Consider the following 11,845-nt stretch of genomic DNA (forward strand, 5'->3'; position numbering starts at 1 on the left):
CCTTATATTACTGGGCAGCAACGCTTCCCTTAATGTAAATGTATTTTACAGGAGTTTTTGCGTTTGACTTAATGGTCAAAGCTTTATTAAAAGCGCCTGGAGCAGCTGCGTTAAATGTAACGGTAATGGTACCTGTTTCGCCCTTTTTTATTGGTGTGCTGGTGTATTTCGGTACAGTACATCCGCAAGTGGACTCCACATTGCTGATGATTAACGGCTGTTCGCCGACGTTAGTGAATTTAAAATCATAGCTAACTGGTTTGCCCTGAGGGATCTTCCCAAAGTCGTTTGTCTCTTTTTCAAACTTGAAATCAGGTTGAGGATCAGCCTTCATGGCTATCACGGTAACAAAACCCAGTAATACGATACAAAATGTAAGAATCTTTTTCATGTACGTTCAGGTATTAATTAAGTAAAGATAGTTCAAGTAATTAAGTATTCAAAAACTATACCAGTAGGTAACAAAAAATTTAAGGTTCGGTATGCTGTACATTTTTATGTTATTTTTGAAGAATTGACCCTCGTACATATGTCAGAAAATCAAATTCAATCAAGTGGTCAGCTGAGCTCGTCTGAACTGACCTTTGAAGACTTTAAGAACATAGTGATTAATGATTACCGCATCTGCTTCGAAAGCCGTCAGGCTAGTTTGATCGGCAGGCGGGAAGTGTTAACCGGAAAAGCCAAGTTTGGTATTTTTGGCGATGGAAAGGAGGTTGCACAGATTGCCATGGCCAAGGCCTTTAGAAAAGGCGACTGGAGATCCGGCTATTACCGTGACCAGACTTTTATGTTTGCCACGGGAATGGCGACTATAACGGAGTTCTTTTCGCAGCTCTACGCCAATACGGATGTAGAGGCTGAGCCATTCTCTGGTGGCAGGCAAATGAATTGCCATTTCTCAACCCGCGTTTTAAACGAAGATGGCAGCTGGAAGAATCAGCTTTTGATGAAGAACACTTCCGCCGATATTTCTACAACGGGAGGTCAGATGGCCAGGTTGGTAGGTTTGGCTCAGGCATCTAAACTGTATAGAAATAATCCTGATCTTAGTTACCTGACTCATTTTTCTGCAGGAGGAAACGAAGTTGCCTTTGGGACGATCGGAAACGGGTCGACATCTGAAGGAGTCTTCTTTGAGAGTATAAATGCCGCGGGAGTCTTGCAGATTCCGATGGCCGTTTCAATCTGGGATGATGGATTTGCTATTTCTGTTCCTTCGGAACTGCAGACTACCAAACAGGATATTTCAGAGGTACTAAAGGGTTTTCAGCGGGACGAGAAGGGGGAGGGCTTTGAGATTTTCAAAGTGAAGGGCTGGGATTATCCGGGCTTGTGTGAAACCTACGAGAAGGCAATTGCGATATGTCGTGAAAAGCATATTCCGGTAATGATTCATGTTTATGAGCTTACTCAACCCCAGGGGCATTCTTCCTCAGGGTCGCATGAACGCTATAAGTCAAAGGAGCGTTTGGAATGGGAGATGCAGTTCGATTGTCTGTTGAAGATGAGGAACTGGATGCTGGATTCTGCCATCGTAACAGAAGAAGAGTTGGCTGAACTTGAAACGAAGGCAAAGGAGTTTGTCAGGGTTTGCCGTAAAAATGCATGGGATGCTGTTCAAAAGGTATTGCGACAGGAGGCTGCAGAAGCAGAATCATTGTTGAAGGCGTTTGGCATTCCGGCGTTTGATGAGATGTCCAGATCGATCCACGCTTCAGTCGAAGTTTCAAGGAGAGAAATCCTGGAGCATGTACGTAAGGCGTTACGCATGCTTGCCGGGAAGGATTCCCAAGAAAAACACAGCTTGCTTGCCTGGTTTAATACGCAAATGGTGGCTAATAGCGAAAGATATAATTCCAGATTATTCACCGATTCTTTCGATTCGCATACACATATACCGGTTGTTCCGGCAGAATACGACGAAGATTCCAAATGGATAGATGGGCGGGAGATTCTGAACAGCTGTTTTGACGAGAATTTTACACGTGATTCGCGAATTATAGCTTTTGGTGAGGATGTTGGCAGCATAGGTGATGTGAACCAGGGCTTTGCGGGTCTTCAGAATAAGTTTGGGACCTTGCGGGTAGCTGATACAGGTATCCGGGAGAGTACGATTATTGGACAAGGCATTGGTCTTGGTCTTCGCGGTTTGAAGCCTATCGCTGAAATACAATACCTGGATTACATATTGTACGCCATTAACGTAATTAGTGATGATCTTGCAAGCTTAAGCTACCGGACAAAAGGCGGGCAAAAAGCTCCCGTAATTATTCGGACCCGAGGGCATAGGCTTGAGGGAGTCTGGCACTCCGGTTCACCAATGGCGGCGCTTCTGGGAATTATGCGGGGCGTTCATATTTGTGTACCACGTGATATGACGCAGGCAGCTGGTATGTATAACACCTTGTTGCGCGCTGATGAACCAGCCTTAGTAATCGAGTGTCTTAATGGTTATCGTCTTAAAGAGCGTCTTCCACGTAATGTTGGCGATTTTACTGTCCCCTTGGGTAAGGCAGAGATTTTGCATGAGGGCACTGATATTACCATTGTCTCTTATGGCTCAACTTTGCGGGTTGTGCAGGAGTCGGCTAAGGAACTGCTCGAAATGGGTATTTCGATTGAGATCGTTGATGTTCAGACCTTGCATCCTTTCGATCTGGACGAGCTATGCGTAAAATCTCTGAGGAAGACAAATAAGCTGCTAGTTGCTGATGAGGACGTACCCGGCGGAGCGTCGGCATTTATCTTACAACAGATAGTAGAAAAGCAAAAGGGGTATTATTTTCTAGACAGTGCTCCGAAAACTATCTCGGCGAAGGAGCACAGGCCACCTTACGGAACAGATGGGGATTACTTCAGTAAACCATCTGTTGATGATATCATAGAGGTTGTTTATGAAATGATGAGTGAGGGTAATCCGGCAAAATATCCGCCTATATTTTAATGTGGTATTGAATAATAAAGGGGGTTATCCACACGCGTTGTAGATAACCCCCTTTATTATTCAATTTCGTCAAGGCATCGCTTAATGCTGATAAGCAGCTTGTCTCAAATAATGATCTGCTATAACCAACGCAGCCATCGCCTCAACAATGGCCACAGCTCTTGGAACCACGCAGGGGTCATGTCTACCCTTACCTTTAATCTCAGCAGCATTCCCTTCTTTATCAATCGTTTGCTGGTTATGCATGATGGTGGCCACAGGTTTGAACGCTACGCGGAATGTGATGTCCATACCATTGGATATTCCTCCCTGGATTCCCCCGGAGAAATTGGTGCTCGTACTGACTCCTGATCCTGCTTCTGATGGACGAAAGATATCGTTATGTTCTGATCCACGCATTTCGGAGCCGGAAAAACCTGAGCCATATTCGAAGCCGTGAACAGCATTGATGCTAAGCATGGCCTTGCCCAGATCGGCGTGCAGTTTGTCAAATACAGGCTCACCCAAGCCTACAGGGCAGTTTCTGATGATGCAGGAAACTTTACCACCGATGGTGTCACCGTCTTTACGTACGCTATCGATAAGCTCAATCATTTCATTGGCTGTAGCCGGATCCGCACATCGCACAATATTGCTCTCGCGTATCTCCAGTAACTTCGATAAGTCTTCAGAAGGAAGATTAGGAGCATCTACCTTTCCCGCTGATGAAACGTGAGCAAAGATCTCTATTCCTTTTTGTTTCAGGAAAAGCTTAGCTACAGCTCCTGCAGCCACGCGCGCTGCGGTCTCTCTTGCCGATGAACGTCCGCCACCCCGGTAGTCACGTATGCCGTATTTCTCCTGATACGTATAGTCCGCATGTGAGGGGCGGAAGATATCTTTATTGTGGTCGTAGTCTTTAGATCGCTGATCCTCATTTGGGATAAGGAGCGCCAGAGAGGTTCCGGTGCTTTTTCCTTCAAATACCCCCGACAGGACACTTGCCGTATCGCTTTCTTTCCTCTGGGTGGTGATCTTAGACTGTCCCGGGCGTCGTTTATCAAGCTCAGCCTGGATAAATTCCAGATCAATATCAACGTTTGAAGGGCAGCCGTCTATGATTACGCCGATGGCTTTTCCGTGAGATTCCCCAAAGGTGCTTATACGGAAAAGGTGTCCGAATGTATTTCCTGCCATAATTTAAGAATTGATTGTAAAGCCAGCTTTTTGAAGGTCATCCCAGAAAGTTGGATATGATTTAACCACTACGGCAGGCTCTTCGATTTCGAGTTGTTGAATTTTTAAAGCCAGCGGCGCAAATGCCATAGCCATCCGGTGATCCTCATAGGTTTCTATGATAACATGCTCCGGAAAGTGAAGGTCAGAACACTCAAGGTGGTACTGTTCGCCATCTTCCCTTAGCACAACTCCGAGCTTTGCTAATTCATTTTGAAGCGCTTTTATACGGTCTGTTTCTTTGATTTTTAAAGTCTCCAATCCCGTAAAAGTCGCATTGTGTCCCAGAGCTGCACTGACGACGATGACTGTTTGTGCCAGATCCGGACAATCCTTCAAGTCGAAGAAGGCGCCCCTGGGAGCATCGCCGGTTTTAACTATTTCTAAGCCTTCATCTGTAAATGATGATTGAACACCGAAATGCTCCATGATTTGTGTTATGCGGCTGTCGCCCTGCAAGCTTTTGGCTTTAAGATAGGGAAGAATGATTTTGGAATCCTTGGAGAGAGCTGCGATAGCATACCAGTATGAAGCAGCGCTCCAGTCTGGTTCTATCGTAATCTGCGAATCTTTGAAATCCTGGTTGTCAATCGAAATGACTGAACCCTGCCAGTTGTAACAGATACCCGCTTCTTCCATCATCGCTAAAGTCATTTCCACATAGGGTCTTGAAGTTAGTTCGCCTTCAATATGAAGCTCTAGGCCTTTCTCGAGGAATGGAGCCACCAACAGTAGGGCAGTGATGTATTGAGAACTTACATTCCCGCGAATGTTGACCTTATTCGTGACTTGCTTAAACTCCTTGCTGAATCTCAGGGGAGGAAAGCCCTCCTGTCCCGCATACTGAATTTTTGCTCCTAGCTGGCCCAGGGCATCAGTCAGTATTCCTATAGGTCGCTGCTTCATTCTTTCTGTGCCGGTAAGCACAGCAGCCGTTCCGGTTACAGAAAGGTACGCTGTTAGAAAACGCATCGCAGTGCCCGCAGGACCGATATTGGCGGTAAGCTCGCCGTCTGACTGCGTAAGACTTCCGCTTCCAAAAGTGGCGTCATCTTTTCCTGCTTCCAGATTACGAAGCACACCGTTCAGAATAACCGTATCATCAGCTGAAGAAAGGTTGTTTACTACAACCTTCCCCTTGCTAAGTGCATTCAATATCAGCGCTCTGTTGCTTTCGCTCTTTGATCCGGTAAGCTGGATCGTACAAAAGGTGTCGGCGTTTGACTTTGAAAGAATTAAAGAATTGTCAGACATTTTATTCTACTACTTTTGTCACGTTCATGATTTCTGTCTGCTTCTTGATAGACTCAGCATGGATCAATTCCAACAGTTTAGTAGTGAACTCCGCATCCAGCTTCAATGCTTTAGCAAAATCAGCGCGTTTATTAATAATCTCATCCCAGCGATTCAGCTGAAGGATCGTCATATCGTTATCCCTCTTATGCTCACCAATTTTTTCGACGATGCTCATTCTTTCAGCAATCTTCTGAATAACAAGGTCATCGATCTTGTCGATCTGCTTACGTAGCTCTGCTAGTTTATCAGATACACCTTGGTCTTTAGGCTCAGGCTGACGAACAGTAAGGTTATCGATCAGATCAGACAAGGCTGCCGGTGTAAGCTGTTGCTTAGCGTCAGTCCATGCTACAGAAGGGTCGATATGCGACTCGATCATCACACCATTCATTTCCAGGTCAAGTGCTTTCTGAGAAATGTAAGGAATAAGCTCACGGTTTCCGCAGATATGACTTGGATCGCAAATGATAGGCAATTCCGGACAAAGCGTTTTCAGTTGAATAGAAAGCTCCCACATAGGTTCGTTACGGAAAGCAGACTTTTCGTAAGAAGAAAAACCACGAGAAATTGCAGCCAGCTTGGTAATACCTGCCTGGTTGATACGCTCAAGTGCTCCGATCCATAAAGAAAGATCAGGGTTAACCGGATTTTTGATCATTACAGGAATGTCTACTCCTCGTAGTGCATCAGCAATTTCCTGAACAGTAAAAGGATTAGCAGTAGAACGCGCGCCGATCCATAAAATATCAACTCCTGCAGCAAGTGCTTCTTCAACGTGCTTTGCGTTTGCAACTTCTACTGTAATCGGTAAACCGGTTTCTCTTTTAGCGCGATTTAACCACTCCAGACCTATGCTTCCGATACCTTCAAACTCACCCGGACGAGTACGAGGCTTCCAGATACCCGCACGAAGTGCAGTGATTTTCCCTGTTTTAGCCAGCAAATGAGCTGTAGCAACAAGTTGATCTTCAGTTTCAGCGCTGCAGGGACCTGCAATCACAAGCGGCTGGTGTTTGACGGGTAACCAGTTTTCTAACGGTTCTATGTTAAAGTTAAGTTTCATCGGATTGTTATTTGATATGTTGTTGATTTAAATATTAAACGTGGTCATTTTTAAGATATTCGCCCAACAGTGTAAAGTTGATGGTGTATCTCAGCGCTTTGCTAATGGCTTCGGTGTATTGGGCGTGGTTATCCCATTCAATATCGACGTAGAAATTATACTCATGGCGTTTGCCCAGAACCGGCATTGATTGAATCTTGCTCATGTTCACGTTATGCTCAGCGAAGATGTTTAGTACTTTAGCCAGCGAGCCAACCTCGTCGTTCGTTTCAAAAGATAATGAAGCCTTATTTGCGTTCGGCACATCTCCTTCTTTATGCTCAGTCAGAATCAGAAAGCGGGTATAGTTCTTCTTGTTGGATTCTATTCTGCGTTCCAGGATTTCTAATCCGTATAGTTTGGCAGCAAGTTGATTGGCAATCGCTACGGTATCCGTCAATTGCTCATCGCGTATCCGCTTGGCGCAGGCTGCAGTATCCGAACTCTCCTTCACGTTCAGGTGCGGATATTCGTCAATAAAATCAATGCACTGACGAATAGCGATCGGATGGGATTCCACATTTTTAACCTGCTCAAATTTAACGCCCGGCAAAGCCAGCAGATGCAGCTGGATGGGAAGATACACTTCGCCAATGATGCAAAGATGATAGTCGCGCAGAAGGGTGTAATTCGGAAGCAGACTCCCTGCAATAGAATTCTCAATGGCCATCACCACGTAGTCAGCCTCTTTGTTTTTTAGCGCTTCACAGGTCTTCTTGAATGAGCTGCATTCCACTGTTTCTATATCTTCTCCGAAGAATTTAAAAGCGGCCTCTTCGTGAAATGAAGCTTTTATACCCTGTATCGCTACTCTTTTCTTTTTCATTAAAACATAATTTCTTAATGTCAATGAAGCTATCCTGAACATGGCTACTGCTGTGTTTGAGCAGCATGCTTATGATGGTTTCATGTCAAAAAAAAAGTCCCGGCGTTCGGCCGGGACTTTATATAGTTCTTTATTTCAAAACATATTCGTCCCGTCTCTTACTGATAATAGTAAAAGTAACCGAACAGATATGTGTTGTTGTTTTGCATTTTTGCTTTGTTATTTCAAATATACAGTTATAATTCAAAAGGTCAAGAGCTAAATGAAAAAATTAGCGACCCAATTCTGCATAATAATTCAGACTCTCAATTATTTGCTCCTTTGTGAGATAGATATTGAAGTCACATTTCCCAATTTCGGATGGTAGAGCAAAACCAATCTGGCCATTAACATTCTTCTTGTCGTTTTGCATAAACTCCAGGATGTCGCTATATGAATCTGGTTTTAGATGATAGTCTGGGAACACAGAACGAATATATTCAGTGATCTCGACCAATTCTTCAGAGGAAAGACCGTTATGACGCGAAGCAAGAAAAGCTTCACATATCATTCCAACGGCAATGGCTTCACCATGCAGCAATGCCCGATTGTCATTCTTGAGCGAATAGGTCTCGACAGCATGTCCAATAGTATGGCCAAAGTTCAATGTCTTGCGTATGCTTTTCTCAAAAGGATCGGTCGTAACGACGAAATTCTTAATCTCTACGGAATGATAGATGGTCTCCTTATCTGTTTTTAAAGGGTCGATATCTTTCAGCTTGTTGAAATAGTCTCTGTCAGCAATTATTCCATGTTTCACGATTTCCGCAAAGCCGGATATAATCTGTCGGTGCTCAAGTGTTTCCAGAAATTTAGACGATATAAAGACGGCCTTTGGTTGAGTGAACGTACCAATAATGTTTTTGATATTACCCAGATCGATACCCGTCTTTCCACCAACGGAAGCGTCTACCTGTGCCAAAAGCGTAGTGGGCACTTGCACGAAATCTATACCCCGTTTAAATGTCGAAGCTGCAAATCCTCCCATGTCAGTAATAACACCTCCGCCCAGGTTGATAAGTAAGCTGTTGCGGTCGGCACCAAAATCAAGAAGCATTTGCCAAACACCTATGCAGTAATCAATATTTTTATTCTCTTCGCCCGGGTCAACCTCAATAATATCATAGTGATCAAGGGAAGGGAACAGTTGGCTGATCAAAGGCATGCAATGCTCAGATGTATTCAGATCGGTGAGGAAGAAAACTTTAGAATAATCAGAGTTGTCGAGGAAATCTTTCAGGTCTTTCAGCTCATCATCAAAGAAAACCTCGTACCCGTTACTTTGTATAGGAGTCATATTTATTTCACTAAAATAGTATTGCCGTTAAATTCTACAGTATCACCCCGCTTTACTTTTAAGCGCTTTCTGTAGTCTACAACACCGTTATATTTCACTAGTCCATCTAAGACAACTATTTGTGCCTCTCCACCTGTCTGGACTACATTGGTTGCTTTGAGTAATTGAATGAGGGGTATAAACTCACCCTCAAGTTCGAATTCTATCATATAACAAAGTTAAAAAGATTCTTTTCCCAGTTCCGTTAATAAGCATTAATTTTGATGCCATGATCACTCCGTCTGATAATTCTTTCAAGACAAACAACGAAATTCCCGACTTTAGCAATACCCAAATAGCTTTTCAAGGCAAATCAAACAACTTCCTGAACAAATCATACTGGTTGTTTAAAGCGATGAGCAGTCCGGCTTTAACGAAGGTGGGTATGCGCGTATTGACCTCATTATTGAGTGCGGGTTTGCCGATAATTCCCCTGATCAGGAAGACCATATTCGCGCAGTTTTGCGGGGGCGAAACCGTCGCAGAATGCGAAGCAACCATCAATAGCCTTGCAAAAAACGGAGTGGGTACTATACTCGATTACTCCGTTGAGGGAGAGCAGCAGGAGAGAAGTTTCATCGAAACGACCGAGGAAATTCTTAGTGTAATCCGCAAGTCAAAAGACGACAAAAGAATTCCTCTGGCAGTTTTCAAGCCCACGGGCCTTGGAAGATTCGATCTGTATGCAAAGGTGACGGCAAGGCAGACGCTGACTGTTGCTGAACAGGCCGAGTACTTCAAAGTGAAAGCCCGGTTTAATCAAATCTGTAAGCTCGCTCATGACATGGAGATGCCGGTCATGATTGATGCAGAAGAATCCTGGATTCAGGGGGCGATCGACGATATAGCGCTCGATATGATGCGCATGTATAACCGCGATAAAACCGTTATATACAATACCTACCAGCTTTACCGTTCAGATAAGCTGGCCTCACTGAAGGCCGATATATATCTGGCAGCAACGGATGAGTTCAACCTGGGTGCTAAGCTGGTGAGAGGTGCATATATGGAGAAAGAGCGTGAAAGGGCAATCGCCAAAGGTTATCCGTCACCAATCCATAAAGACAAAGCCTCAACCGATGCAGATTTCGATGAAGCTATCCACTTCTGTATGGAGCACGTTACTAACGTATCGTTTGTTTTAGGAACCCACAATGAACAAAGTTGTGCTTTGCTATGCAGCTTGATGCAAAGTTCGAATATGCAAAGAAATACATCTTCTGTGTATTTCGCGCAACTTCTTGGTATGAGTGACCATCTGAGCAACAACCTCGCTCATGGCGGATATAACGTCACCAAATACGTTCCTTATGGTCCTGTAAAAGCAGTTCTGCCCTACCTGTTTCGCAGGGCAGAAGAGAATACCTCAATAGCTGGTCAGACAGGACGGGAGCTCAGCCTGATCAGGGCAGAAAAAAAGCGCCGCAAAGTGTCTTAACCGGGCGTGTTTAATTTCTTTAACAGCTCCTCCGAAAGGTCATCCGAGTAAACGCCATAGCCGTTTACAAACACGCCCTTCACATGGTATTTTTCAGATTCAATTCCATAAACGATGGAATTGTCAGCCGGGTCAGTAGGGCCTTCAAAGCGATGGAATTCAGAAATGCTGAAATCATCGGGACTTAAAGTTATATTATGTTCGCTATTGTGGAGCACGCCGTTTGCAAGGTTAAAGTCCAGGGTGAAACCTCGTTTTTTCAAGTCGTTGAGCGCATCGACCATAGTTTGATAGTTTTCCATAGTCGTTTAACATTCACGAATTGCGTTTTGTTTAAGGTTTTAAGAGCCCTGACCGGTAAAGGAATTTCTCCAGTGAATCGTCGGCTGTCATCAGGTGGGTGTTAAGACCTAGTTCTTTGGCTGTCCTGAGGTGCTGCGGACTATCATCAATGAATAGCGTCTCCTCAATTTTAAGGTCGTTTTCATCTAAAACCAGCTGAAAGATCTCTTTATTAGGTTTTCTGATTTTAACGAGGTGAGAGTAGTAGATCTTCTCAAAAAACTGATCGTTAGAGTCTAACTGATACTCCTTATTCAAATATTTATGAATAAAGTCCAGATGAATTTCATTGATATTGCTTAGCAGGAAAGTACGATATTGACTTTTCGCTTTTAAAAGAAGCTCATGGTTAACAGGGGGGACGCCGATTAGCAGGCTGGTCCAGGCCTTGTCGATTTGCTCATCCGAAAGATTCGGTTGACCGGTGATATCTCTGATCCCATTTCTGAATTCGGCTGCTGAAATACTGCCGGTTTCGAACTGGTCAAATAACGAATGATGCCCTGCATGCGCGAAGAATGTCTCCACATTATGGATACCCAATTCAGTAAATGAGTTTTGTGTTTTCAGGAAGTCAATGAGAAAGATGACGTTACCATAATCGAAGATAATATTTTTGATGTTTTGCATGTCTATACTTGAGATTTTAAATGCAAAAATGTACATTTGCCATCGCAAACAGAAAAGTTTGTTAACCGCGCCTATAGCTCAGTCGGTTAGAGTAGAAGACTCATAATCTTTTGGTCCCTGGTTCGAGCCCAGGTGGGCGCACAGCTTAAAAGCTTCCTTTTCTGGAAGCTTTTTTTGCTTCTATCCCTTAACGAACTTCTCATGATCGATCATCGTCTCCAGGTGCAGAGCTTTGTATTGTTCGATAAGGTCATTGATGTCCATGATAGTCCGAAGGATTAGCATTATTCGGTGCAACTAAACTCAGCCCTTCCACAGCGTTTACAGGTCATTTTGCGAGTTGTCTCCGATATGGTGACCAATATTATCTATAGGCAGACCTACAGTTGTCTGACCTATATGGTGTGTTGAACGAAGAAAAAATAACCACCTGCCAGCCGCGAATCAGCAGCGTACCGGGTTCGGCTTTTTGTCGTGTTTTATCGAAGCAGGTACGACGTTGGTACGTATTTGGTTCGACTCTGACAGGGAGCAGAATAGACTTGGTAAAACCTGATAAGTACTTTGGGGTACAGGTTGCTGCTCTATCCCAATCAATAGCCTCCTGCCGTCATCCTACTTAAATAAAGAAATCATTTTTTAAGTATATTGTACTACCAATCCATAATAGTAGG

At 44.0% G+C, this 11,845-nt stretch carries 11 protein-coding genes and 1 tRNA gene; 3 read left to right on the plus strand and 9 right to left on the minus strand.

What is annotated here, in order from left to right; genetic code table 11:
- Window positions 1–7: 7 nt before the first annotated feature.
- Window positions 8–391, minus strand: coding sequence for a DUF1573 domain-containing protein (locus tag B0I27_RS12610; RefSeq protein ID WP_106293876.1), 384 nt, complete (start codon window positions 389–391; stop codon window positions 8–10).
- 138 nt (window positions 392–529) lie between these two features.
- On the opposite strand from B0I27_RS12610, the gene B0I27_RS12615 reads away from it, so the two are divergent.
- Window positions 530–2,947: an alpha-ketoacid dehydrogenase subunit alpha/beta gene (locus B0I27_RS12615; protein WP_106293878.1), complete on the plus strand. Its 2,418-nt coding sequence runs from the start codon at window positions 530–532 to the stop codon at window positions 2,945–2,947.
- A gap of 81 nt (window positions 2,948–3,028) precedes the next feature.
- Here the strand turns inward: B0I27_RS12615 and aroC are convergent, their stop codons facing one another.
- The 6 genes from aroC to B0I27_RS12645 form a co-directional block, all read right to left on the minus strand.
- A complete protein-coding gene (gene aroC / locus B0I27_RS12620) occupies window positions 3,029–4,123 on the minus strand; it encodes a chorismate synthase (RefSeq protein WP_106293880.1) in 1,095 nt (364 codons plus the stop codon).
- Window positions 4,124–4,126: 3 nt separating this feature from the next.
- Window positions 4,127–5,416, minus strand: a complete 1,290-nt coding sequence (gene aroA / locus B0I27_RS12625) for a 3-phosphoshikimate 1-carboxyvinyltransferase (RefSeq protein WP_106293882.1) — start codon at window positions 5,414–5,416, stop codon at window positions 4,127–4,129.
- A 1-nt stretch (window position 5,417) separates the two neighbouring features.
- Window positions 5,418–6,521 carry a chorismate mutase gene (locus B0I27_RS12630; protein ID WP_106293884.1) on the minus strand — a complete coding sequence of 368 codons (1,104 nt, stop codon included), beginning with the start codon at window positions 6,519–6,521 and terminating at the stop codon, window positions 5,418–5,420.
- Between the two features lie 34 nt (window positions 6,522–6,555).
- Window positions 6,556–7,386, minus strand: a complete 831-nt coding sequence (locus tag B0I27_RS12635; protein WP_106293886.1) for a prephenate dehydratase — start codon at window positions 7,384–7,386, stop codon at window positions 6,556–6,558.
- 271 nt (window positions 7,387–7,657) lie between these two features.
- Window positions 7,658–8,722: a 3-dehydroquinate synthase gene (gene aroB / locus B0I27_RS12640; protein ID WP_106293888.1), complete on the minus strand. Its 1,065-nt coding sequence runs from the start codon at window positions 8,720–8,722 to the stop codon at window positions 7,658–7,660.
- A gap of 2 nt (window positions 8,723–8,724) precedes the next feature.
- A complete protein-coding gene (locus B0I27_RS12645; protein WP_106293890.1) occupies window positions 8,725–8,931 on the minus strand; it encodes an RNA-binding S4 domain-containing protein in 207 nt (68 codons plus the stop codon).
- 59 nt (window positions 8,932–8,990) lie between these two features.
- On the opposite strand from B0I27_RS12645, the gene B0I27_RS12650 reads away from it, so the two are divergent.
- Window positions 8,991–10,199 (plus strand): proline dehydrogenase family protein, encoded by a 1,209-nt coding sequence (locus B0I27_RS12650; RefSeq protein ID WP_106293892.1) that lies wholly within the window; start codon window positions 8,991–8,993, stop codon window positions 10,197–10,199.
- Here B0I27_RS12650 and B0I27_RS12655 read toward each other — a convergent pair.
- Together B0I27_RS12655 and B0I27_RS12660 are read right to left on the minus strand one after the other, a co-directional pair.
- Window positions 10,196–10,501, minus strand: coding sequence for a phosphoribosylpyrophosphate synthetase (locus tag B0I27_RS12655; RefSeq protein WP_106293894.1), 306 nt, complete (start codon window positions 10,499–10,501; stop codon window positions 10,196–10,198). The two genes, B0I27_RS12650 and B0I27_RS12655, sit on opposite strands and share 4 nt — an antisense overlap.
- Before the next feature lie 31 nt (window positions 10,502–10,532).
- Window positions 10,533–11,171: an HAD family hydrolase gene (locus B0I27_RS12660; protein WP_106294027.1), complete on the minus strand. Its 639-nt coding sequence runs from the start codon at window positions 11,169–11,171 to the stop codon at window positions 10,533–10,535.
- A 67-nt stretch (window positions 11,172–11,238) separates the two neighbouring features.
- Between B0I27_RS12660 and B0I27_RS12665 the strand changes: the two genes are divergently transcribed.
- Window positions 11,239–11,312 (plus strand) — tRNA-Ile (locus B0I27_RS12665).
- Window positions 11,313–11,845 lie beyond the last annotated feature (533 nt).

Source organism: Arcticibacter pallidicorallinus (assembly GCF_003002875.1).
GTDB lineage: Bacteria > Bacteroidota > Bacteroidia > Sphingobacteriales > Sphingobacteriaceae > Arcticibacter > Arcticibacter pallidicorallinus.